This window comes from Allobosea massiliensis (assembly GCF_042655245.1).
Lineage (GTDB): Bacteria > Pseudomonadota > Alphaproteobacteria > Rhizobiales > Beijerinckiaceae > Allobosea > Allobosea massiliensis.
In genome coordinates this window covers 36,532-59,169 of the sequence record NZ_JBHSLU010000011.1, presented here as the reverse complement: position 1 = coordinate 59,169, position 22,638 = coordinate 36,532, and the positions used below count along the sequence as shown (strand labels likewise).

The 22,638-nt window shown below is 66.6% G+C and carries 18 protein-coding genes and 1 pseudogene; 12 read left to right on the top strand and 7 right to left on the bottom strand.

Annotation, left to right across the window (positions count from 1 at the left end; translation table 11 throughout):
- Positions 1 to 2,063: 2,063 nt before the first annotated feature.
- From ACFPN9_RS07320 to ACFPN9_RS07310, 3 genes are all read right to left on the bottom strand, one after another.
- Positions 2,064 to 2,501 carry a hypothetical protein gene (locus ACFPN9_RS07320; RefSeq protein WP_267520160.1) on the bottom strand — a complete coding sequence of 146 codons (438 nt, stop codon included), beginning with the start codon at positions 2,499 to 2,501 and terminating at the stop codon, positions 2,064 to 2,066.
- Between the two features lie 115 nt (positions 2,502 to 2,616).
- Entirely contained in the window at positions 2,617 to 2,994 is a 378-nt protein-coding gene (locus ACFPN9_RS07315) for a hypothetical protein (protein ID WP_377816147.1), read from the bottom strand.
- Positions 2,995 to 3,012: 18 nt separating this feature from the next.
- Entirely contained in the window at positions 3,013 to 3,705 is a 693-nt protein-coding gene (locus ACFPN9_RS07310; protein ID WP_067989029.1) for an NnrU family protein, read from the bottom strand.
- 146 nt (positions 3,706 to 3,851) lie between these two features.
- Between ACFPN9_RS07310 and ACFPN9_RS07305 the strand changes: the two genes are divergently transcribed.
- Complete coding sequence (locus tag ACFPN9_RS07305; RefSeq protein WP_377816145.1) at positions 3,852 to 4,076, top strand: DUF1858 domain-containing protein; 225 nt, start codon at positions 3,852 to 3,854, stop codon at positions 4,074 to 4,076.
- 4 nt (positions 4,077 to 4,080) lie between these two features.
- Here the strand turns inward: ACFPN9_RS07305 and ACFPN9_RS07300 are convergent, their stop codons facing one another.
- Positions 4,081 to 4,779, bottom strand: a complete 699-nt coding sequence (locus ACFPN9_RS07300; protein ID WP_377816143.1) for a Crp/Fnr family transcriptional regulator — start codon at positions 4,777 to 4,779, stop codon at positions 4,081 to 4,083.
- Between the two features lie 422 nt (positions 4,780 to 5,201).
- Between ACFPN9_RS07300 and ACFPN9_RS07295 the strand changes: the two genes are divergently transcribed.
- From ACFPN9_RS07295 to ACFPN9_RS07245, 11 genes are all read left to right on the top strand, one after another.
- A complete protein-coding gene (locus ACFPN9_RS07295; RefSeq protein ID WP_067989031.1) occupies positions 5,202 to 6,380 on the top strand; it encodes an NnrS family protein in 1,179 nt (392 codons plus the stop codon).
- A 244-nt stretch (positions 6,381 to 6,624) separates the two neighbouring features.
- On the top strand, positions 6,625 to 7,209 hold the full coding sequence (locus ACFPN9_RS07290; RefSeq protein ID WP_067989032.1) for an ANTAR domain-containing response regulator: 585 nt from the start codon (positions 6,625 to 6,627) through the stop codon (positions 7,207 to 7,209).
- Positions 7,206 to 8,255 (top strand): ABC transporter substrate-binding protein, encoded by a 1,050-nt coding sequence (locus ACFPN9_RS07285; protein ID WP_067989033.1) that lies wholly within the window; start codon positions 7,206 to 7,208, stop codon positions 8,253 to 8,255. The genes ACFPN9_RS07290 and ACFPN9_RS07285 overlap by 4 nt, the downstream gene beginning before the upstream one ends.
- Positions 8,256 to 8,562: 307 nt before the next feature.
- On the top strand, positions 8,563 to 9,882 hold the full coding sequence (locus ACFPN9_RS07280) for a CmpA/NrtA family ABC transporter substrate-binding protein (protein ID WP_067989034.1): 1,320 nt from the start codon (positions 8,563 to 8,565) through the stop codon (positions 9,880 to 9,882).
- Between the two features lie 4 nt (positions 9,883 to 9,886).
- The gene (locus ACFPN9_RS07275) at positions 9,887 to 11,101 is read left to right on the top strand and encodes an NAD(P)/FAD-dependent oxidoreductase (protein ID WP_377816139.1); all 1,215 of its coding nucleotides are present in this window, start codon (positions 9,887 to 9,889) and stop codon (positions 11,099 to 11,101) included.
- A gap of 34 nt (positions 11,102 to 11,135) precedes the next feature.
- Positions 11,136 to 13,808, top strand: a complete 2,673-nt coding sequence (locus tag ACFPN9_RS07270; RefSeq protein ID WP_377816137.1) for a nitrate reductase — start codon at positions 11,136 to 11,138, stop codon at positions 13,806 to 13,808.
- 34 nt (positions 13,809 to 13,842) lie between these two features.
- On the top strand, positions 13,843 to 14,751 hold the full coding sequence (gene ntrB, locus ACFPN9_RS07265) for a nitrate ABC transporter permease (protein WP_082732806.1): 909 nt from the start codon (positions 13,843 to 13,845) through the stop codon (positions 14,749 to 14,751).
- A gap of 13 nt (positions 14,752 to 14,764) precedes the next feature.
- Positions 14,765 to 15,556 carry an ABC transporter ATP-binding protein gene (locus ACFPN9_RS07260; protein WP_067989036.1) on the top strand — a complete coding sequence of 264 codons (792 nt, stop codon included), beginning with the start codon at positions 14,765 to 14,767 and terminating at the stop codon, positions 15,554 to 15,556.
- Between the two features lie 162 nt (positions 15,557 to 15,718).
- Complete coding sequence (locus ACFPN9_RS07255) at positions 15,719 to 17,512, top strand: NirA family protein (protein WP_377816135.1); 1,794 nt, start codon at positions 15,719 to 15,721, stop codon at positions 17,510 to 17,512.
- Positions 17,509 to 19,095, top strand: a complete 1,587-nt coding sequence (locus ACFPN9_RS07250) for a sulfite reductase subunit alpha (protein WP_377816133.1) — start codon at positions 17,509 to 17,511, stop codon at positions 19,093 to 19,095. The genes ACFPN9_RS07255 and ACFPN9_RS07250 overlap by 4 nt, the downstream gene beginning before the upstream one ends.
- A gap of 102 nt (positions 19,096 to 19,197) precedes the next feature.
- The gene (locus ACFPN9_RS07245; RefSeq protein WP_377816131.1) at positions 19,198 to 20,172 is read left to right on the top strand and encodes a precorrin-2 dehydrogenase/sirohydrochlorin ferrochelatase family protein; all 975 of its coding nucleotides are present in this window, start codon (positions 19,198 to 19,200) and stop codon (positions 20,170 to 20,172) included.
- A gap of 152 nt (positions 20,173 to 20,324) precedes the next feature.
- Here the strand turns inward: ACFPN9_RS07245 and ACFPN9_RS07240 are convergent.
- From ACFPN9_RS07240 to ACFPN9_RS07230, 3 genes and pseudogenes are all read right to left on the bottom strand, one after another.
- Positions 20,325 to 21,056: pseudogene (locus ACFPN9_RS07240) on the bottom strand (nucleoside phosphorylase); the annotation flags it as partial.
- Complete coding sequence (locus ACFPN9_RS07235; RefSeq protein ID WP_377816129.1) at positions 21,053 to 21,598, bottom strand: class I SAM-dependent methyltransferase; 546 nt, start codon at positions 21,596 to 21,598, stop codon at positions 21,053 to 21,055. The gene ACFPN9_RS07235 and the pseudogene ACFPN9_RS07240, both read right to left, overlap by 4 nt.
- 310 nt (positions 21,599 to 21,908) lie before the next feature.
- Entirely contained in the window at positions 21,909 to 22,637 is a 729-nt protein-coding gene (locus ACFPN9_RS07230) for an ABC transporter ATP-binding protein (protein WP_067989040.1), read from the bottom strand.
- Position 22,638: the final 1 nt, after the last annotated feature.

Here is a 22,638-nt window from a genome sequence, read left to right as displayed (position 1 = left end):
GCTTCACCCGCACAAGGCGCTGGGATACCGTTCACCGCGAGAGTTCATCGCTGACCGTTCAACCGCGGAGGACGTGTCCGGTCTTTGAGGGGCAACAACAGTCTGAACTGTCGAGATCGTTGGCGGCTGGCGGCTGTGGCTTGGAGATCGTGCGAGCGCTTCCGGTGGGGGCGACGCCGCTAAAAAGGATCCAGATCTCCACTCGTTCCAACGCCCTAGCGGGCGAAGAGGGAGTTGCGAGAGAGCGGTCTAGACGATGACGTCGGGCGACCCTTGTCCGCTGAAGACTCCCCTTTGAACCTGAATTGGATTATTTTGCACGAGCGTGGTCGAGCGATTCGTGCTCGTGGGTGATGTGGAAGCCCTCCGTCCTATGACGTAGCCAGGCCGACAGGGGTTGGACGCCTCGCCGTGAGCGGGCGTGGCCATCTTACGGCGATCAAGCCGGATAGATGGACGTGAAAGCTTATTACAAGCCATTTCAGAGTGGTTGTAACCGGACTGCGGTCGACGCCGCAGTGCAAACCGCATTGAGGGCCATCAAGAGTGATATGTATGGCTTTAATCGTCGGACGACCGCCCTGGCGCCGTTCACGGACGTCAAGGCCTTCCACCGCTACGCGTCGAGGCGGCGCGGCGAAAGAGCCATCGGCAGGCTGAAGGCCAAGCTCCCAGGATGCAAGATCTACAGACTGACCCTCACGGTCAGCACTGCCTTGTACTCCTGCCGGGTCCAGCATGCGCGGGCTCTCCGGCGGGCTGCCAGGGTCATGTTCTGTGAGATCCGATCCTCCTGCGTCGGCTTCGTGGGAGCGCTCCATGTGGATGAGCACGATTACCTCCACTGGGATGTCACGGTTCTCGTGCGTGACACTGACAGCGGCTCATTCAAGCACGCCGTGAGGGCGCACGTGCACGAGACGGGGTGGCGGAGGACGGGTATGCGGCGAGCCTATTCGTGCTACATCAAGGCTCAGGGGCTGACTGCTCGCGATCTTGAACGCAGCGTGGACTACACGCTCAAGCATGATCGCTACAAGCGGCATGCCACCCGCACGGACGCCTCCATCAGAGCGCTGGGTGTCGCCAGGGCCAGTGGATTCACCCAGGTCACCAAGTCCTTCTTCGGGTCGAGGACGCATACCCAATCGAAGTGTCTGAAAGCGAATAGGAATCAGGCTTGGAAATCCGACTCGGTCGGTGCCCAGGGAATCCCCATGACCAAAGGGACATTCGTCAGGGTATCAAGCCCGAAGCAGGGAACGGTTCCGACGAAACCTCGGCCACGGGGGAGGCCTCGGAAGATCGCTGGGAAGGCCTACCGTCGTGATCGGCTGACGCGCGTGCATCAGGCTGGGCGGAACGATATGACAAGGGCCGCGCCCAAGAGCCCCCTCTCGCCTCGGCTGAGGGCTATGCAGGCCGTCATTGGAAGGTGTGCCTGGCAGCTGTGCTCGAGCGCGACCTTCCCGCCACGCGTCGCTCTGTCGCCTCGTGAGGTAGCGTATGGGCTGACGCTGCTGCCTTCGACACAAAGCTGCAAGGGATATTGCGGTGTCTCAACTACAAATATTCTGGCTTGGCCGTCGTTTCGGCGGCGTCTGAGGAGGGCGAGCCTGGATGGCTGTGAGGTCGCCGTCGTCGAAGCACTAGGCGTGCCGACCAGTGCCCTGCGGAGAGACATCGCCTTCAAGATGGTAGATCGGGATCATGCTGTGTCAGCGGGACGCCCTTCAATCTCGCAAGATGCGCAACCATCACAGGTGAGATTGCTGGCCGGCTCGCCGCCCTGCGGAGGAGGCGATTGTGGGCCTTGGCCGACCGTTCTAGCAAGGTCGGAACCTCGATTTGCATCACGCGCTGTCGACCCCCGACACGACCTTCAGCGACATCGTGTATCCCAGCGAGCGCCTGCCGAACCTCGTGACAGAACGCTCATCTTGGAGTGGTGCTAGCCGCCATGTATCTCCTTGCCGCGACCAGCAGGGGCAAGGGCTCGGCCAAGATTGCCCAACGTCTCGGCGTGTCGCGAAATGTTCTGCGTGGAGATAAATAGATGCCAACTATCCCCGCTGTTTCGGGTACGCCCGCAGCGAACGGGACATGGAGCGGAAGGAGAAGATGCTGCGAGAGGCCGGGTTCGCATCAGCGTGGTCGCGGAACAGGGTTTCGCTGCCCGAACCCACGTATTCGAACCGCACCTGGCCTTCCTCGCGCATGAGGTTTCGCGGGAGGTCGGCGATGTAGCGCGCGGCCTGGTCGGAGAAGCCCGAGAGGGTCACGCCCGCCGACTTCGCCTCGATGGCGCCGCAAAGGCGCCGGCCGACGAAGAGCGCGTAGTCGACGGGACCGGACGCCGTCTGGAATTCGCGGATCGCAACACCCAAGCCGGCGCCGAGATTCATGTCCGCACGGGACTGGACCACCCAGCCGCAAAGCGCCAGCCGACGGTCGATCGCAGACCGCGCCACATCCTCCGGGTGAAATGCCGACTCGTTCATGGAGGCAATCTACGCGTGTAGATGCCGCTTTGAGAAGATCAAAGCTGGTCATCCGGAGTAGCTCACGGCACTGCGGGTCGCCGACCAGAGGCAAGGCATCCCGTCGAACGCCTCATCATTCGACAGAGGGTTGCTCTGCGCACTTTCGACGCAGCAGCGTCCGACGATCGAGCTGGCGCGTCGCCGCCGCCCCCTCGCGTGCCGCGGTGGCGATGTCCTCGAACAGATCGGACAGTTCCAGGTAAATCGAGGAATCGGCTTCGTTCCAGCCGATCTCGTCGAGGTCGGCGAGCAGTGCCATGAGTGCGCCGATACGGTGCCGGTGGTTACGGGCTTGGGCCAGCGCATGATGGGCTTGGCGGGTGTCCTCAAGCGTCTCGAAGCGGGCGATCGCGTCGCGAACCCGGCTTCGGCACTCACAGCTGAGGTCGATCTCGGTCAGGACATTGGAGATGCGAGCGATCAAACTGGCAGACTCGGCGAGAGCGGACATGGCGGGGCGATCCATCGGTCAGAGATACGCGTCAAGGCCATGTCGCAGGCTCGGGCCGATGAGCCAGGCGTGGCCGTAGAGGACGAACCAGGTGTAGATGACGGCAGCTGCGGCTGCCTGGACGGCGAGCACCCGGCCGGCACCGGGCACGGCCCGGCCGGCCAGCATGGCGGCAAAGGGCAGGATTGAGGTCCGGCCCGCCGCCTCGGACCAGCGCTCCGGCCCCATCCTTCGCCTCGCCTTGGTGTCGAGCCGGTGGAAGCCCATGGCGGCGAGCGCCGCCATCGCACCGAAGAGCAGGACCGGTATCAGCCGGCCATTCGGCGGCAGATGCGCGAGAGCCCACAGCAACAGCCCCCACAGCACCGGATGGCGCGTGACGGCTGCGATCGCGGGAATGTCGGCGCCGCTCCGCAGGCTCAGTGAGAGCGGATTGGGCTGGATCACTCCAGCGATGATGAGGAAGAGCGCGAAGGGCATCACGACGAAGGGCGTCAGATAATGCCAGCGTCCGGTATTCCACAGGATGACGTCGTCAGCTTGGCGCGCCGCCACAACGACCCAGGCCAGCAGAACGAGCGAGAGGATGGAATAGGTCGTGAGGTAGCCGCTGCGCCCCATCATCTCGACGAGTCGACCGCGGATCGCCGGGGCGGCCGGCAAGAGATGGAACAGCAGGAAGGCCGACAGCGCGGTCAGAAACGAAGGCATGGCAACCCGCCCCTTGTAGCGTCGGCCACGCGATGCCGGCGACTTGGACGGGTTCACCCTAGGCGATCCGGACGACAGGTCCTTGTCCCGGCGCAAAGACGAGCGTCGCGGACAGCTTACGGTGGGAGCCAGCAGGGGATATCACCGTGCCGAGCATCCAGCCCGAAACGCTGGTCGACGACGTCATGCGTCAGTGGCCCGAGACGATCCGAGTTTTCCTCCGACACCGATTTCTCTGTGTGGGATGCCCGATCGGCCGTTTCCATTCGGTGCGGGACGCCTGCCGGGACCACCGACACAACCTCGCCTCTTTCGTTCAAGCCCTTGAGGCGGCGGCCGGGCGAGCCTGTGGCGAGCGGGAAATGAGATGAGCGTTTACGCCTTGGCGGTTTCGGCGATGGCGAAGAGCCCGTGCGGATCGCGCACCACGATGCGCTGGCGTTCACTTTCGACAAGCCCACGCGCCTCCCAGCGGCTCAGGATCCTGCTGACCGTGTGCAACGTCGTGCCGGTCATCTGTGCGACGTCCTCTCGTGTGATCGGGAATGCCACTTCAATGCCGTCATCGACCTTTCGGCCCGCTTGCTTGAGAAGCCGCAAAAGGGCGTGCGCCACGCGGCGTTCGACCTCTTCGGTGGCCAACTCGACCACCCGGACATGGGCCTCGTCCAATCGCGTGCCAACTATGTGCAACGCGCTCTCCGCTAGGGCAGGGCAGCGGGCGACGAGGGTCGGCCAGGCTGAGGACGGCCAGACGAGCGCGAGACTGTCCATTACCGCTTGGGCCGTGGCCGGATAGCTCTGACGTCCGATCTGGACGGCGATGCCGAACATTTCCCCTGGCACGACATAGCGGATAACGACCTGCTGGCCGGCAGGGGTGAGCTTCACGACCTGGAGATGGCCGTGGAGCAGCACGAAGAAGCTGTCCGCCGCTCCCCCCTGTTCGAAGACCGTGGTGCCCTTCGGGTATCGCAGTGACCTTGCCTGCGCGAGAACGATGTCGATCTCCTTGCCCGTCAGCGCCGCGAAGGCGGGGACCGCGTCGAGGATGGACCGATCAAGCGCGCTCATAGCTGCATTCCTCTTCGTCGGCGCCGGTCTCCGGCTCGGTACCGCCAGCGTTGGCCATCTCGCCGCTCCGCAAGGTCTGGAAGTGCCGATGCCTGGCTGATGTCCTGTGGCTTCGGTTACTTAGGGTACATCGCCGGGCGCGATGCGACTGAAGCCCGTTGCGTTTGCCGTGCTAGCGCAACCGGGCCAGAGCCGCCATCGGCAAGCTGTCCGCCGTAGAGTTTGCGCTTGGACAAACTGTCACTTTGCGGGCGGCGCTATGGAGAGTTCCTCGCTCCCGAGGCCGCCAGGGGGCAACGCCCGTGATCGGGTTTGAGGTCGCCGCTTCGGCCGCGGTGCAGCCTGAAGCTCCACTGCACTCGTGTCGCCTACAGACCGGCTGCTGCGGGACGCTCGGCGCCAGACTTGTTGAGGATTGCCCCATGGCTCCCATTCCCCGGCTACGCGACGAAGGCGGCCACCCGCTCTGGTCTTATGGCTTTCGGCCCTTCTTCCTGTTTGGCTCACTGTTTGCCACCGCCGCCATGCTCGCCTGGCTGCCCTTCTATCACGGGCAGATCACGATCCCGACGGCGATGACGCCACGGGATTGGCACGCCCACGAAATGATCTTCGGCTTTCTGCCGGCTGTGGTGGCAGGCTTCCTGCTGACCGCCATCCCCAACTGGACGGGACGGCTTCCGCTCCAGGGCCGGCCCCTCATCGTCCTCGTCGTGGTCTGGGTGGCCGGACGTGTGGCGATCGCCACCTCGGCAGCGACGTCCCTGACTTTCGCGGCCATCGTGGATCTCGCCTTCCTCGCCCTCCTTGCGGCCGCCGCGACGCGCGAAATCGTCGCCGGCAGAAACTGGCGCAATCTCAAAGTCATCCTCGTCGTCGCATTGATGCTGGCTGGTAATGTCGTCTTCCATGTCGAGGCGGCTCGCGAGGGCTTCGCCGATGTCGGCGTCCGTCTGGGCATCGCCGCCACGATCTTCCTGATCACGCTGGTTGGTGGGCGCGTCGTCCCGAGTTTCACGCGCAACTGGCTCGCGAGGGAAAATCCAGGACGCCTGCCCTCGCCGTTCGGCAAACTGGATATGGCCGCCCTGGTCGCCAGCGGGCTTGCCTTGCTGCTCTGGACGGCCGCCCCGGAGGGTGCCACGACGGGCGTGCTTCTGATCGTTGCTGGAGGGCTCCAGACCATCAGGCTGATGCGATGGGTGGGGCACCGGACCTGGCGCGACCGCCTCGTCTTGGTCTTGCACCTCGCCTACGCCTTCATCCCGCTCGGCTTCTTCCTCGCCGCGACTGCCGCCTTCGGCCAGCTGTCAGTATCCGCAGGCAACCATGCCTGGACCGTCGGCGCGTCGGGCCTGATGGTGCTCGCCATCATGTCGCGCGCCAGCCTCGGTCACACAGGCCGCGCGCTGGTCGCTTCGCGATGGGTCGAAGCCGTCTACCTCCTCCTCATCGGCGCTGCGGTCCTGCGCATTTGCGCAGCGCTCTATCCCTCTTTGCCGGCCCTGCTTTCGCTTGCTTGGCTTGGTTGGATGGGAGCATTCGCGTTGTTTGCGGCCTCCTACTGGCGTGTCTTCACTGGGCCGCGGCAGAGCGCATAGGCCTGGGCGTCCACGGCACCTTCGCCTGTTGCCCCACAACCCAGCCACAACGCCGAGCACTGCCGCGCCATCGACTGCAAATAAACGGGGAGGGCAAAGCGGCTCTGGGCCTGCGCATTCTACCTTGAGCGATGGCCGCTGCACGTGTCGCAGCCCAGATCATGGACGACTGGCAGACACCGCTCATCGAATGGCATGGTTCGTGAATGGATCTGATCTCAGCCCAAACCCAGTGCGCAGCGGCATGGTGCCCAACCTCAGGATCCTGATCGTCGACGCCAACGAGGTGCGGGCTGCGATCATCGAAGAAGGGCTCCGCGAGGCTGGCTATCGCGAGCTCGTGCGCGTTTCCGCGACAACCGGGCTGGTCGCTGCCATCGAGCAACACGACCCCGACGTCGTCGTCATCGATCTCGAGGATCCCAGCCGCGACGCCCTCGCAGATATGTTCCTGGTCAGCCGCCATATCCGGCGGCCGATCACCATGTTCGTCGACCAGTCGGACTCCGCCTCGATCGAGGCCGCGGTCGAGGCGGGCGTCTCCGCCTATATCGTCGACGGGCTTAAGAAGGAGCGCATGCAGCCGATCCTGCAGACCTGCATCAGCCGCTTCAATGCCTTCAGAAAGCTGCGCGAGGAACTCGACGAGGCCCGCTCCCAGCTCGAGGAGCGCAAGCTCGTCGATCGCGCCAAGGGCATCGTCATGCGCATGAAGAACCTGTCCGAGGATGAGGCCTATGCCCTGTTGCGCAAATCCGCGATGAACGAAAAGCGCAAGCTCGTCGATATCGCCCGATCCATCATCACGGCAGCGGAGGTGCTGAAATGAGCACGCTGCATTTGCGGGTGGGCTTCATGCCGCTCGTCGACTGCGCTCTCGTCGTCCTCGCGAAGGATGAAGGCTTCGCCGAGACAGAGGGGCTCAACCTCGAACTGGTGCGCGAGGTTTCTTGGTCGAATCTGCGCGACAAGCTCAATGTTCGCCTGTTCGACGCTGCCCATGTGCTGGCGCCCATGGCGCTCGCCTCCACGCTGGGGATTGGTGGGGTGCGCGCTCCGATGGCGATCCCGATGGCGCTCAATCTCGACGGCTTCGCCGTCACCGTCTCGCTCCGGCGCTTCGAAGAACTGACCCGGCTGGCGGAAGGGGACCTCGCCGACCCCGACGTTTCGGCGCGGGCACTCGCCGCGCTGGTGGCACGCCGCAGCGCCGCCGGACTGCCGCCGCTGACCTTCGCGGCGGTCTTCGGCTATTCCAGCCACACCTATCTGCTGTGCGAATGGCTCGGCAAGGCGGGGCTCGTGCTGGGCGAGCATATCCGCTTCGAGGTCGTGCCGCCGCCGCAGACGGTCGAGGCTCTCGCCAGCGGCCGGATCGACGGTTTCTGCGCCAGCGCGCCCTGGAATTCGGCCGCCGTGGCCCGCGGCATCGGCGCCATGGTGCTGGCGAATGTCGACATCCGCCGCGACTGGCCTGACAAGGTGCTGGTCTGGCGGGCGGATGATGCCGAACGCCGCGCGGCGGCGGTCGCGAAGCTTGGCCGCGCCATCCTGAAGGCGAGCGACTGGGCAACCGACCCCGCGAACGTCCCGCGCTTCGCCCATCACCTCTCTGCGCCGGACCGGCTCGCGCTGCCGGTGGACGTCCTCGAACCGATCCTGCGCTTCGAGATCCGGCAGGGGGCTGGCCGGCCGCCGCGGCAGATCGAGCGCTTCGTGCGGTTCGACCGCGCGGCGCTGCGGCCGGAGCCGGCCCATGCGGACAGGATCCTCGACGGAATGGCCATGGCGGGCCAGGCCGTTCCCGACGAGGAGATGCGGGCTCTGGCGCGGCAGGTCTTCCGACCCGATCTCTTTCCTGTTGGAGCGGGCTGAAACGCTCCCTCTGCCCAGTTGTTGGGCCGATGCGCATCATTTGCGCGGCGCCGCATGGCGCGACGGTTGGTCACCATCACCGCCTGAGGCGCCACAAGCTCTTGTAAATACGGCCTCCAATCGCGCTGCGTCAGGTTGGCACGAAGTTTGATTGAGTAAAAACAACGCGGCCAACGCTGCCCGCGTCATCCTCCGAACCGGAATTGCACAGCAACGCCGCTGTCGAACGTGCCCACGGGTGCATTCGCGCGGCGTTTTTCGTGTTCGGCGGCAGGCGGGCCTTCCTTCGCAAACCGAGAGGCGATCGATGACGAACACAGTCGAGATAAGCAAGAAGCCCGCATCCGTGAATGTCGGCCGCCGCCGGCTGCTGAAGCTGTCGGGCACCGCCGCGCTGCTGAGCGCCGCCCGGCTCGCATTGCCCTCGGGCGCCTTCGCGCAGGGCGCGGGACCGGAGGTCAAGGGCACGCGTCTCGGCTACATCGCCCTGACGGATGCCGCTCCCCTGATTATTGCCAAGGAAAAGGGCCTCTACGCGAAATACGGCCTGCCCGACATGGACATCGCCAAGCAGGCGAGCTGGGGCGCGACGCGCGACAACATGGCGCTCGGCTTCAAGAACAACGGCATCGATGGCGGCCACATCCTGCGCCCGAAAACGCATCTCTATTCCACCGGGAAGGTGATGCAGAACAACCAGCCGCTGCCGATGTACACGCTTTTGAACCTCAATGAGGACGGCCAGGGCATCTCGGTGTCCAACGAATACAAGGACCTCAACGTCCAGAAGGATGCCTCGCCGCTGAAGCAGGCCTTCGAGCGCAAGAAGGCGGCCGGCAAGGAACTCACCGCCGCGATGACCTTCCCGGGCGGCACCCATGACCTCTGGATCCGCTACTGGCTCGCGGCCGGCGGCATCGACCCGGACACCGACATCAAGGTCATCGTCGTGCCGCCGCCGCAGATGGTGGCGAACATGAAGGTCGGCACGATGGACTGCTTCTGCGTCGGCGAGCCCTGGAACGAGCAGCTCGTCAACCAAAACATCGGCTACACGGCGCTCACCACCGGCGAACTCTGGTCGCGTCACCCCGAGAAGATCCTGGGCATGCGCGCCGATTTCGTCGACGCCAATCCCAAGGCGACGCAGGCCATCCTGATGGCGGTGATGGAAGCCCAGCAATGGGCCGACAAGCGCGAAAACCGACAGGAGCTCTCGGAAATCGTCGGCAAGCGCCAGTGGTTCAACGTCCCCGTCAACGACATCAACAAGCGCCTGCTCGGCGACATCAATTACGGCAATGGCCGTGAGGTGAAGGGCACGAATCTCCAGATGAAGTTCTGGGGCGAAGGCGGCTCGACCTCCTACCCCTGGAAGAGCCTCGACACCTGGTTCGTCACCGAGAACATCCGCTGGGGCAAGTTCGAGCCGACGATCGACATCAAGGCGCTGGTCGACAAGACCAACCGCGCCGACCTCTGGCGCGAGGCGGCCAAGACGCTCGGCGTCGCCGGCGCGCCGACCGCCGATTCCCGCGGCGTCGAGACCTTCTTCGACGGGGTGAAGTTCGATCCCGCCGCGCCGATGGACTACCTCAAGGCCCTCAAGATCAAGCGGATCGCCTGAGCCGATGGCCGAGCCCCTCGTCATCGTCGGGAAGGGCATGGCAGCGACGCGGCTGGTCGAGGAACTCGGCCGGCGCGCGCTCGGCCGCCATGCCATCGCGGTGATCGGGGAGGAGCCGCGGCTGGCCTATAACCGCGTCCTGCTCTCCCCGCTGCTGGCCGGTGAGATCACCGAGAGCGAGATCGAGCTGAAGCCTGCCGCCTGGTGGCAGGCGCGTGGCGTTTCGACGTTCTACGGACGCAGCGTCACCGCCATCGACCGCGCCGCCAAAACCGTGACCCTCGTGGACGGCGCAACGCTGCCCTATGGCCAGCTCGTTCTGGCCACCGGCTCGAAGCCGGTCAGACCGCATCTACCGGGCATCGACCTGCCGGGCATGATGACCTTCCGCGACATGGCCGATGTGCGGACCCTGCGCGAGGCAGCCCACCACGGCGCGCGCATCGTCGTCATCGGCGGCGGCCTGCTCGGCATCGAGGCGGCTTATGGGCTGTCGCGCAGCGGCGCGCGCGTAACGCTGCTTCATCTGGTCGACCGGCTGATGGAGCGCCAGCTCGACGCCGAGGGCGCGGCCTTGCTGGCCGAGGCCGTCGCGCTGCGCGGCATCGATCTGAAGCTGGGCGCAGCCACGCGAGCCTTCATCGGGCGCGATCATGTCGAGGCTGTCGAACTCCAGGACGGCACCGTGCTGCCCGCCGATATCGTCGTCATCGCCATCGGCGTTCGGCCCAATACCGCACTCGCCGAAACCGCCGGGCTCAGCATCGACCGGGGCATCCTCGTGGACGACGCGATGACGACCTCTGACCCTGCCATCTTCGCCATCGGCGAATGCGCCCAGCATGACGGCAGCGTCTACGGGCTGGTCGAGCCGGCCTATGAACAGGCCCGGGTACTGGCGCGGCGTCTTGCGGGCGAGCCGGCAAGCTATCGCGGCTCGCTGCTGGCCACCAATCTCAAGGTCAGCGGCATCGGCGTCTTCTCGGCCGGGGCGTTCGAAGCGCACGAGGGCGCGCAGACCATCGTGCTGCGCGACCGCGCGACTGGCCTCTACCGGAAGTTCGTCATCCGCGACGGCCGGCTCATCGGCTGCGTCCTCGTCGGGGACACGCAGGGCGCGCTGTTCTACCTCCGGCTGATCCGCTCGGGGCAGGACATTTCGGCGATCCGCAGCGAACTGCCCTTCGGTGAGCCATACTGCCTGGCGGAGGCGGCTTGAGATGCGCCGCGACGTCGATCAGCCCGGGCCGCCCATGCCCCCCGCAGCCATCCGCACGACCTGCCCCTATTGCGGCGTCGGCTGCGGCGTTCTCGCAACGCCGGATGGGCGCGGCGGTGCGGCGATCGCGGGCGATCCGTCCCACCCCGCCAATCTCGGCCGGCTCTGCTCCAAGGGAGCCGCGCTGGGCGAAACGCTCGGCCTCGGCTCGCGCGTGCTGCATCCGCTGCGCCGCACTGCATCCGGCAGCTACGAGCGTATCGGCTGGGAGGCGGCGCTGGATGCGGTCGCCGACGGGCTCAAAAGCGTCATCGCCACGCATGGGCCGGACGCCGTCGCCTTCTATTTATCCGGGCAGCTCCTCACCGAGGACTATTACCTCGCCAACAAGCTGATGAAGGGCTTCATCGGCTCGCCCCATGTCGACACCAATTCGCGGCTCTGCATGGCCTCGACCGTCGCCGGCCAGCGCCGAGTGTTCGGCTCCGATACGGTGCCGGGCAGCTATGAGGATCTCGACTCCGCCGATCTGATCGTCCTCGTCGGGTCGAACGCGGCCTGGTGCCACCCGGTCCTGTTCCGCCGGATGCAGCAGAACCGGGCGCAGCGCGGCGCCCGCATCGTCGTCATCGACCCGCGTGCGACCGCCACGAGCGAGGATGTGGATCAGGTGCTGAGGCTGGCGCCCGGCTCCGACACGCTGCTCTTTGCCGGTCTCCTGGTCCATCTCGCCGATCGCGGCCTGACCGACGCGGACTACCTCGCCCGTCATGTCGAGGGCTATGAGGCCGCCCTCACCAATGCCCGCGAGATCGCGCCGTCGCTGGAGGCGGTCGCGCGCGGGACCGGGCTGGATGCGACCGAGATCGCCGCCTTCTACGCGCTGTGGAGCGAAACGCCCGCCGTCGTCACCGCCTGGAGTCAGGGCGTCAACCAGTCGGCGCAAGGCACCGACAAGGTCGCGGCGATCCTGCACTGCCACCTCGCGACAGGCCGCATCGGCAAGCCGGGCTGCGGACCTTTCTCGCTGACCGGCCAGCCCAACGCCATGGGCGGGCGCGAGGTCGGCGGCCTTGCCAACATGCTGGCCGCCCATATGGGCTATGCCCCGACCGAGATCGACCGCGTCCAGCGTTTCTGGAAGGCGCCCCGGATGGCGCAGTCCGAGGGCCTGAAGGCCGTCGCGATGATGGAGGCGGTCGAGGCCGGGCGCATCCGCGCCCTCTGGGTCATGGCGACCAACCCGGCGGTCTCGCTGCCGCGGGCCGACCGGGTGCGGGCGGCGCTCGGCAGCCTCGACCTCTTCGTCGTCTCGGAGAACGTGCTCTCCAACGACACGCTGGCGGCCCGCCCGCATCTCATCCTGCCGGCCGCCGCCTGGGGAGAGAAGGACGGCACCGTCACCAATTCAGAGCGCCGCATCTCGCGCCAGCGCGCCTTCCTGTCGCTGCCCAGCGAGGTGAAGCCGGATTGGTGGATCATCGCGCAGGTCGCGCAGCGTCTGGGCTTCGCCGACGCCTTCGCCCATGCCGGCCCGGCCGCGATCTATGCCGAGCACGCCGCGCTCTCGGCCTTCGAGAACGAGGGCCGCCGCGACTTCGATATCGGCGCCCATGCCGGTCTGACGAAGCACGCCTATGACGCGCTCCAGCCGGTGCAGTGGCCTGCTCCCGCCGCGCGGCCGCTCGGCACGCCGCGCCTCTTCGCCGAGGGCGGCTTCTTCACGGCGAATGGCCGCGCCCGGATGGTGCCGCTCGCCGCGCCGGCGCTTGCCAGTGCTGCGAGCGAAGCCCTGCCGCTGCTGCTCAATACGGGGCGCCTGCGCGATCACTGGCACACGTTGACGCGGACCGGCCTCAGCCCCCGGCTCAGCGCCCACTGCGCCGAACCATCGGTGCAGATCCATCCCGAAGATGCGCGCCGCTACGGTCTGACCGAGGCCGGTTTCGCCCGTATCGCCAACGACCATGGCAGCGTCGTGCTGAAGGTCGCGCTCGATCCTGGCATGACGCGCGGCTCGCTCTTCGCACCGATCCACTGGTCGGCAGAGACCGCCTCGCATGCCCGCATCGGCGCGGCCGTTCAGGCGATGTGCGATCCCTGGTCCGGCCAGCCGGAGATGAAGGCGACGCCCTCCTCGATCGAGCAGGTGACCTATGCCGCGCAGGGCTTCGTGCTGTCGCGGGACGCCTTCCTGCTCCCCGAGGGCAGTTGGTGGTCAAGGCTGGCGGTCGAGGGCGGAGAGGCTCGGCTCTTCGCAACGGATGCCGGACCGGCCGAATGGATGGCCGCCGTCAGGGCCCGCTTCGAAGAGGCGGACCTGACCGAGTTGGTCGACATGGCCGGTGGCGCCTATCGCTGCGCCGTCATCCGCGATGGCCGGCTGCTCGCGGCCCTGTTCCTTGCCCCCTTCGGCGGCTTGCCGCTCTGGGACAGCGTGAAACGCGCCTTCGCCGACCCAGCTGCGCTGCCGGACAATCGCCTCGCGCTCCTGGCCGGCCGCAGCCTCGACGGCGCGTCCGATCCCGGCCCGACCGTCTGCGCCTGTTTCGGCGTCGGCCTCGCGGCGATCCGCGCCGCCTTCGCGGGTGGCGCGGCGAGCCCCGATGAGATCGGCCGTCAGCTCAAGGCGGGGACCAATTGCGGGTCCTGCCTCCCCGAAATCCGCCGCATCGGCGCGCAGGCGCGCGCCACGGTCGCGGCATGAAACCCCTGCGATGCGACAGCCAGAGGAGAATCTGATGGGTCGGGCCGTCCTGAAGGAAGTGGAGACGGGAGCGACGGTGGTCGCGCTCCCCGGCGCCAAGCCCGGCGTGGTGCCGCTGCCGGCGCCCGCGCGCAAGCCGCTGTCGTCGAGGCTTTTGCCCTGGCTCAGGGCGATCCTGGTCAATGTGCTGCCGCCGCTGGTGACGGTCGCGCTGATCGCGCTGTTCTGGCAGATCGCCGCCTCAGGCCCGCAATCCTCGCTGCCGCCGCCGACCAAGATCTGGGAGGAGGCGAAGGACCTGATCGTCGAGCCGTTCTACTGGGCCGGATCGCAGGATATCGGGCTGGGTTGGCGCATCCTGGTCTCTCTCCAGCGCGTCGCCATCGGCTTCAGCCTGGCAGCGATCGTCGGCGTGCTGCTCGGCGCGCTCGTCGGCCAGTCGGTCTGGGCGATGCGGGGGCTCGATCCGGTCTTCCAGGTGCTGCGCACCGTGCCGCCATTGGCCTGGCTGCCGCTTTCGCTGGCGGCCTTCCGCGACAGCCAGCCCTCGGCGATCTTCGTGATCTTCATCACCGCGATCTGGCCGGTGATCATCAACACCGCGGTCGGCATCCGCAACATCCCGCAGGACTACCGCAATGTCGCACAGGTGCTGCGGCTGAATCAGGTCGAGTTCTTCTTCAAGATCATGGTGCCCTCGGCGGCGCCCTACATCTTCACCGGGCTTCGCATCGGCGTCGGCCTGTCCTGGCTTGCCATCGTCGCGGCCGAAATGCTGACCGGCGGCGTCGGCATCGGCTTCTTCATCTGGGACGCGTGGAACTCCTCGCGCCTCTCCGACATCATCGTGGCGCTCGTCTATATTGGCGTAGTCGGCTTCCTGCTCGACCGCCTGGTCGCCTTCGTGGGCGCGATCGTCACCCGCGGCACGCTCGTGAACTGAGGAGGATCGACCGATGAGCTATCTCAAGATCGACCATGTCGACAAAACCTTCCAGCGCGGCGCGACCTCGACCCCCGTCCTCAAGGACATCAGCCTCGAGATCGAGAAGGGCGAATACGTCTCGGTCATCGGCCATTCCGGCTGCGGAAAGTCGACCCTGCTCAACATCATCGCCGGGCTGACGCCGATCACGAGCGGCGCGGTCCTGCTCGAAGGCCGGGAGGTCCGCGACCCAGGCCCGGAGCGCGCCGTAGTGTTCCAGAACCACTCGCTGCTGCCCTGGCTGACCGTCTACGACAACGTCGCGCTGGCGGTGAACAAGGTCTTCGGCGGCCGCAAGTCGAAGGCCGAGCGGCATGACTGGATCATGCACAATCTCGACCTCGTGCAGATGGGACACGCGAAGGACAAGCGCCCCGCCGAGATTTCCGGCGGCATGAAGCAGCGCGTCGGCATCGCGCGCGGCCTCGCGATGGAACCGAAGATCCTGCTGCTCGACGAGCCTTTTGGGGCGCTCGACGCGCTCACCCGCGCCCATCTGCAGGATTCGATCATGCAGATCCACGCCACGCTCGGAAACACGATGATCATGATCACCCATGACGTGGACGAGGCGGTGCTGCTCTCGGACCGCATCGTGATGATGACCAACGGACCCTCCGCCCGTATCGGCGAGGTGCTCGACGTCCGGCTCGCCCGCCCGCGCAAGCGGCTCGATCTGGTCTCCGACCGCACCTACATCGCCGCGCGCGAGGCGGTGCTGAAATTCCTCTACGAGCGCCACCGCTTCGTCGAGGCGGCGTGAGCCCTTGATGCCACCCTCCGCGTCATCCCGGACGCAGCGAAGCGCAGCTCCGGGACCCATCAGAGAGCGCCGTCGAGCCCTGCGATGGATCCCGGGGCAAGCCCGGGATGGCGGCTCAGTGTGGGGAGACGGGATCACCCCACGACCCGGAAAAGCAAAGCCATGAGCGACGACTTCACTCCCGAGCAGAAGCGCTATCTCGAAGGCTTCATGTCCGGCATGCAGTCCGCCCGCACGGCGCGGGGCCTGGGCCCGCTCGGTGGCGGGGCGACGCCGACGGCCGCCCCGTCAGGCCCCGATCGCGAGCATCTGGAGGCGCAGGCCAGGACCGTCGCGGCCGGCGGCAAGCTCGCCGAACAGGAGAAATGGAAGGCGGCCGAGCATCCCTTCGATGCCTATGCCCGCTTCAAGCAGCAGGCGGGGGCCGGCATCTATCCCAAGCCGGACGACAATTTCCGCTGGCGCTATCATGGGCTGTTCTATGTGGCGCCTGCCCAGAACAGCTATATGTGCCGCCTGCGCATCCCCAACGGCATCCTGACCTCTTGGCAGTTCGAGGGCGTCGCCGATCTCGCCGAGCGCCTGGGCGGCGGCTACAGCCATGTCACCACCCGCGCCAATCTCCAGGTCCGCGAGATCAGGGCCGAGAACGGGCCAGCCTTCCTCGAAGGCCTCGTCGATCTCGGCCTGACGGCGAAGGGCTCCGGCGCCGACAACATCCGTAACGTCACCGGTTCGGCCACCGCCGGCATCGACCCGCTCGAACTGCTCGACACGCGCCCCCATGCTCGGGCCTGGCACCACCACATCCTCAACGACCGCTCGCTCTACGGCCTGCCGCGCAAGTTCAACGTCGCCTTCGACGGCGCCGGCTCGATCGCGACGCTGGAGGACACCAACGACATCGGCTTCCAGGCTGTCGAGGTGCTGGACGGCGCCAGCTTCGAGGGACAGCCCGTGGCGCCCGGGATCTGGTATCGCCTCGCGCTCGGCGGCATCACCGGCCACAAGGATCTGGCCCGCGACACCGGCGTCGTCGTCGCGCCCGCGGATGCGATCGCCGTGTCGGACGCGATCCTGCGCGTTTTCATCGCCAACGGCGACCGCACCGACCGCAATCGCTCGCGGCTGAAATATGTACTCGACGCATGGGGCTTCGAGCGCTTCCTCGCCGCCGTCGAGGAGAGGATGGGCCGGCGGCTGATCCGCGTCGAGACCGCCTTCGTGGCGCCACGCCCGGTCTATGACCGGCTCGCCCATGTCGGCGTGCACCGTCAGCTCCAGCCGGGCCTCAACTGGGTCGGCGTGGCGCTGCCCGTGGGCAAGCTCACGGTCGCGCAGATGCGCGTCATCGCCGCCGTCGCGCGCCAATGCGGCGACGGCGACATCCGCCTCACCGTCTGGCAGAACCTGCTGATATCCGGCGTGCCCGACGCTAAGGTCGAGGATGTGCTGGCCCATCTCCAGGCGGCGGGGCTCTCGGCCGAGACGTCGATCCTGCGAGCCGGACTGATCGCCTGCACCGGCGCGACGGGGTGCAAATTCGCCGGCGCCTACACCAAGGAGGATGCGCTCGCGATCGCGGCGCATTGCGAGCCGCGGATCACGCTCGACCAGCCGGTGAACATCCACCTTACCGGCTGCCACAACTCCTGCGCCCAGCACTATATCGGCGATCTCGGCTTGATCGGCGCCAAGGTCCCGGTCGGCGACGAGGGCGACACGGTGCCGGGCTACCACGTCTTCGTCGGTGGCGGCTTCGGCGTCGAGGGTGGCATCGGCCGGGAATTCCGCACGAATGTGAAGGCGGAGGAGGCGCCGGCTCTTGTCGAGGCGATCCTGCGCACCTGGCAGCTCCATCGCGCCGCGCCCGATGAGAGCTTCGTCGCCTTCGCCCGCCGCCACGAGATCGCCGCGCTGAATGCGCTCGTCACGCAGACGGGGGATGCTGCATGACCGTCCAGACTGCCAGCCCCATCGTCCAGGTCCTGCCGAAGACCGCGCCGTTCAGCGAGGAACAGCGCTCCTGGCTCAACGGCTTCTTCGCGGGGCTGCTCTCGCTCGACAACGTCGGCGTCACCGCGCTGTCTCCGGCGCAGAACGCCGCTGTGATGGGCCAGGCCGAGGATGACGGTGCGCCCTGGCATGATCCCTCGATGGCGCTGCCCGAGCGGATGCAGCTCGCGCAAGGCAAGCCTCTCCCCCGCCGGCTCTTTGCCGCCATGGCCCAGCAGGATTGCGGCCAGTGCGGCTATCTCTGCGAGACCTATTCGGCGGCGATCGCCTCGGGCGCCGAGGCACGGCTCAATCTCTGCGCGCCGGGCGGCAAGGACACGCTTCGGCAGGTCAAGGCGCTGCTGGAGGAGGCGGGCGAGGCGGCGCCGGCCGCCGCTGCGGCGACGCCCGCGCCTGCGACGCTCGGCTCTCTCGGCCGCTGCCGCGAGAACCCGGCACTCGCCACCTTCCTCTCCCGCCGCAAGCTCAATGGCGAGGGCTCACAGAAGGAAACCTGGCATGTCGAGTTTGATCTCTCGGGCTGCGGGCTCGACTATGTGGTGGGGGATGCCTTCGGCGTCATCGCGCAGAACGATCCGCGGCTGGCCGACGCCGTCATCGCGCTGCTCGGCGCGCGGCCCGACGCCGATGTCGGCGGCGTCCCGTTGCGGGAGGCGCTGATCGCACAGCGTGCACTCGGCCCCGCGCCTGACGCCCTGTTCCAGCTCATCTCCTACGTCACCGGCGGCGAGACCCGCGTCAAGGCGAGGCGGCTGGCGGTAGGCGAGGATCCCGATGGTGATCTCGACCGGCTCGACGTGCTCGGCACGCTCCACAAATTCGCCCAGGCGCGGCTCTCGCCGGAGGCCTTCGTCGAGGCGCTCGATCCGCTGCAGCCGCGGCTCTACTCGATCTCCTCCTCCCACAACGCCACGCCGGGCCGCGTCTCGCTAACGGTCGACGCCGTGCGTTACCGGATCGGCACGCGTCCGCGCTGGGGCGTGGCCTCGACCTTCCTCGCCGAGCGCGTCCAGCCGGGCGAGGCGGTACCGGTCTATGTCCAGCGCGCGCATGGCTTCGGCCTCCCTTCAAATCCTGACACGCCGATCATCATGTGCGGCCCGGGAACCGGCATCGCGCCGTTCCGCGCCTTCCTGCATGATCGCTGGGCGACCAAGGCGCCGGGACGCAACTGGCTGTTCTTCGGCCATCAGCGCCGCGCCACGGACTTCTTCTACGAGGACGAGCTGAGCGCGATGAAAGAAGTGGGTCTGTTGACCAACCTCACCCTCGCCTGGTCACGCGACGGCGACGAGAAGATCTATGTTCAGGACCGCATGCGCGAGCGCGGCGCCGAACTCTTCGACTGGCTCGAACAGGGCGCGCATTTCTATGTCTGCGGTGACGCCAAGCGCATGGCCAAGGACGTCGAGTTGGCGTTGGTCGACATCGTCCTCGCCCATGGCGGGCGCTCCGCGGAGGCGGCCCAGGCTTATCTCGCCGGGCTGAAGAAATCCGGCCGCTATCAGGCCGACGTGTACTGATGCGGCCTGGAGAGGATCTGATGAGAGAAGCGAGGGCGAACAACCCCGAGAATGCCCGATGGAAGGCGCGCTTGGACTGGTGCTCCGGACAGTGGGCTGGTCATGGATAAGCTGGCGAAGCTCCCGATCTTTCTCAATCTCGAGTCAAAGCGCGCCGTCGTCGTCGGCAGCGGCAATGGTGCTCTCTGGAAGGTGCGGTTGCTGGCTGCGGCTGGAGCCGAGGTTGCCGTTTTCGCTCCTGCGCCGAGTGACGGCATGCTGGCCTTGGCGGCGCAGGCCAGCAGCCGGATCACGTTTCATCGTCGCGCGTGGTGCACTGCCGATTTCGCGGATGTCGCGGTCGCTCTGCTCGAGCCCTCGGGAGAACAGGCCGAGATCGAGCAGTTTCGTAGGCAGGCCCGGTCCGCGGGAGCGCTGGTCAATGTCATCGATACTCCCGAAGCCTGCGATTTCCAGTTCGGGACGATTGTCAACCGGTCTCCAGTGGTCATCGGCATCTCGACTGACGGCGCCTCTCCTATCCTTGGCCAGGCCCTGAGGCGACGCATCGAGGCGATCCTCCCTTGCGAGATCGGCTCTTGGGCACGGGCCGCCAAGCGATTTCGGGCGCATCTGGCGGAGAGGCTTCCAGGCCGAATCGAACGCCGGGCATTTTGGGAACGGTTCGTCGACCTCGTGCTGGCGGGTCGGGGCACGGAAGGCTCAATTGCCCGGCTTGAGGCGGTCGTCAATGAGATCCACGCTGACTTACCACACAAGGAACGTGACGCCGTCACTTCAGTCGTTGTCCTGACGGTGGATCCCGCTGATCCGGGGGAATTGACGCTGTCGGAGGTGCGCACCCTGCAGGCGGCAGATATGATCGTGCATGATAGAGCGATCACCGAACCGGTGTTGGAACTTGGGCGTCGCGAAGCAACTCGCGTTGCTGTGTTGAACGACGCTCAAGCCGCTAGGTCGCTTAGCCGTCTCGCCTCGGGAACCTCACTCAGAATCGTCCACCTTCGCTCCAGGAGAACCTGCGATGCGATCGGATCGGCAAGCGACGACAGAGCACCGATAGGCCACCTATCGTAGCTGCCCGGTGCCGGTCTGCGCGAATGGCTGACAAAAGAGCGCGCCGACCTGAGCCTCGCGGTGCCTGGACCTCTTAGCTTAACGAGGCGTCGTTTTAGTCGACGCGCGGCCGCGACTATCACGGCCAGCGCATCCACGGTGCCGTTGGCCTCGCCCTTCTCGAAATCGCCTTCCTGGCCCATTTGGTTGGTGACGTGGGCGAAGCAGACGACTCGCTTGCCGCATGCCTGCGCGAAGGCATAGAGCGCGGCGGCTTCCATCTCGACGGCGAGCAGGCCGCGTGCGGTCATGGCGGCAATGGCGCGCTCCGTCTCCCGGAAAGGCGCGTCGGTCGTCCAGGTCGCGCCGCGCAGCACTGGCTCGCGCAATTCATCGAAGGCGCCCTCCAGCGCCGCTATTACACCGGTGTCGGCCTGGGCGAAGTCCGATGGCGAAAGGTAGTGGTAGCTCGTGCCTTCGTCGCGCAGGGCCTGTTCGATCAGGATGAAATAAGGAGGCTGCCGGACCGGCTGCAGTTGCCCGGACGAGGTCATGCTGATCAGGAGCCTGCAGCCGGCGGCGAAGAGCTGTTCCGCCACCAGCACGGCATAGGAGGCGCCAACGACGCAGCCGACGATTCCAAAATCGACGTCGCCTTCGACGAAGCGATCGAGCTCGCTGTGATAGCAGGCCCAGTCTCGATCAGCCGTTGCGCGTCCGTCCCGGCGCAAGCGTCGGACGAGATCGCCGTCGGGGTCGAGCACGCAGATCGCCGGCACCTCGCTCGCGGCCAGCCCTTTCTGGCGACGCGCTTCGCGCAGCAGGTTTCCCGGCTGGAAGGCGGATTCTTCGGCGTAGTGCTTGTTGGCCAGAATGGGCGCCGAGCGGTCGCGGGGTTCGGTCATGGTTCCGCTGCCGCCGACGTCGGCGTCTTTCTGAACAGACACCAGATGAAGTCCTGACGATTCCCAACCGGCGTCACGTGCGTCTGCAACTTCTGGTCGATCAGGCGATAGCGCGGGCCAAGTTCCGCCTGCAGCAGTTCCGCCGAGTAGCGCCTGACGGGGAGCCCGCTGCATCGTTCGGGGCCGCTGAGTGCGAAGGGCGCGAGGATGACGTAGCCGCCGACGCTGACGCCTCGATCAAGCGTGCGAACATAGGCGACCCGGTCGGCGTCCTCGACGAGGAAGTGGAACACGGCGCGATCATGCCAGATCGAGAAGGCGTCCTTCGGAGGCTGCCAGGCGGTGACGTCCTGCGCGATCCAACTCACAAGCGCGGCGCGCTCGCCCAGGCGTTTACGTGCGACGGCGAGGCCGGCGTCGGCGATGTCGAGCACGGTCACGGCCGAATGGCCGCGATCCAGCAACCGGTCGATCAGCACCGAGGCGCCGCCACCTATGTCGACGATGGGATCGTCCGTGCTCAGACCGGTCTGCGCGATCATGTCGAGTGACGGCGTCGGGTCGTCCTGGAACCAACTGACCGTGTCGGCCGGCTTGGTCGTGTAGACGTCGTCCCAGTGGCTTCGTCGTGGGCTGGTCATCGCCGGCTCCCTGTCTTGCGGAGACCATAGGGTGGCCAGCCGGATTAATCGATCCGGCTGGCCGCTTCGTGAGACGCCGTCAGCCGCGCGGGCGATCTACGCACAGAGCCCGAGGGCGTTGATAGAACCGATCGGCCGCGCGGCAATGCTGGCGCTCACTATGCACGACCACCCGATGTCGCATCCATTAGGAGCGGTGCGAGCGACGTCATCACGCTCGCGATGAAACCACCTCGACGATGCGGCCATCGCGCAGATGGACCATGCGGTCGAGGCGCGAGAAGATTTTCTCGTCATGCGTCACGACGATGACCGCAGCGTCTCGTTCGATCGCGACCTGCTTCATCAGATCGATGACGATGGCGGCTCGTTCCGAATCGAGCGCTGCGGTCGGCTCGTCGGCGAGGATAATCCGCGGCTCGTTGGCGAGCGCGCGTGCGATCGCGACGCGCTGGGCCTCGCCGCCCGACAGCTTGGAGGGCAGCGCGTCGGCGCGGTGGTCGACCTGCAGATAGCCGAGCAGTTCCATGGCGCGGGCCTTGGCCCGCTCGGGGCTCTCGCCCATCAGGGCGCGAACGATCGCCACGTTCTCCCAGGCCGAGAGGAACGGCAGCAGGTTGTGGAACTGGAAGATGAACCCGATCGTCTCGAGCCTCAGCCGCCTGAGATCGCCGATCAGCCATTTGCCGTCGAAGATCGCGCGGCCATCGAGACGGATGGCGCCGGAATCGGGCTCTGTGATGCAGCCGATGCAGTTGAGCAGCGTGCTCTTGCCCGATCCTGAGGGGCCGATCAGGCCGACGACCTCGCCGGTCCCGATCGTCAGATCGATGTCGATCAGTGCTGGCACCTTCGTCGGGCCGACGCCGAAGGTCTTCGATAGCTGTGCGATTTCGACGACGGGTCTCGGCGCGACGGCAGGTGTTGGCGCGGCAGTCATA

Bases quoted from the DNA above. Each gene is read 5' to 3' on its own strand.
- ACFPN9_RS07320 (WP_267520160.1), bottom strand. From the start codon at position 2,501: ATGAACGAGTCGGCATTTCACCCGGAGGATGTGGCGCGGTCTGCGATC.
- ACFPN9_RS07315 (WP_377816147.1), bottom strand. From the start codon at position 2,994: ATGTCCGCTCTCGCCGAGTCTGCCAGTTTGATCGCTCGCATCTCCAAT.
- ACFPN9_RS07310 (WP_067989029.1), bottom strand. From the start codon at position 3,705: ATGCCTTCGTTTCTGACCGCGCTGTCGGCCTTCCTGCTGTTCCATCTC.
- ACFPN9_RS07300 (WP_377816143.1), bottom strand. From the start codon at position 4,779: ATGAGCGCGCTTGATCGGTCCATCCTCGACGCGGTCCCCGCCTTCGCG.
- ACFPN9_RS07295 (WP_067989031.1), top strand. From the start codon at position 5,202: ATGGCTCCCATTCCCCGGCTACGCGACGAAGGCGGCCACCCGCTCTGG.
- ACFPN9_RS07290 (WP_067989032.1), top strand. From the start codon at position 6,625: ATGGTGCCCAACCTCAGGATCCTGATCGTCGACGCCAACGAGGTGCGG.
- ACFPN9_RS07285 (WP_067989033.1), top strand. From the start codon at position 7,206: ATGAGCACGCTGCATTTGCGGGTGGGCTTCATGCCGCTCGTCGACTGC.
- ACFPN9_RS07280 (WP_067989034.1), top strand. From the start codon at position 8,563: ATGACGAACACAGTCGAGATAAGCAAGAAGCCCGCATCCGTGAATGTC.
- ACFPN9_RS07275 (WP_377816139.1), top strand. From the start codon at position 9,887: ATGGCCGAGCCCCTCGTCATCGTCGGGAAGGGCATGGCAGCGACGCGG.
- ACFPN9_RS07270 (WP_377816137.1), top strand. From the start codon at position 11,136: ATGCCCCCCGCAGCCATCCGCACGACCTGCCCCTATTGCGGCGTCGGC.
- ntrB (WP_082732806.1), top strand. From the start codon at position 13,843: ATGGGTCGGGCCGTCCTGAAGGAAGTGGAGACGGGAGCGACGGTGGTC.
- ACFPN9_RS07260 (WP_067989036.1), top strand. From the start codon at position 14,765: ATGAGCTATCTCAAGATCGACCATGTCGACAAAACCTTCCAGCGCGGC.
- ACFPN9_RS07255 (WP_377816135.1), top strand. From the start codon at position 15,719: ATGAGCGACGACTTCACTCCCGAGCAGAAGCGCTATCTCGAAGGCTTC.
- ACFPN9_RS07250 (WP_377816133.1), top strand. From the start codon at position 17,509: ATGACCGTCCAGACTGCCAGCCCCATCGTCCAGGTCCTGCCGAAGACC.
- ACFPN9_RS07245 (WP_377816131.1), top strand. From the start codon at position 19,198: ATGGATAAGCTGGCGAAGCTCCCGATCTTTCTCAATCTCGAGTCAAAG.
- ACFPN9_RS07235 (WP_377816129.1), bottom strand. From the start codon at position 21,598: ATGATCGCGCAGACCGGTCTGAGCACGGACGATCCCATCGTCGACATA.
- ACFPN9_RS07230 (WP_067989040.1), bottom strand. From the start codon at position 22,637: ATGACTGCCGCGCCAACACCTGCCGTCGCGCCGAGACCCGTCGTCGAA.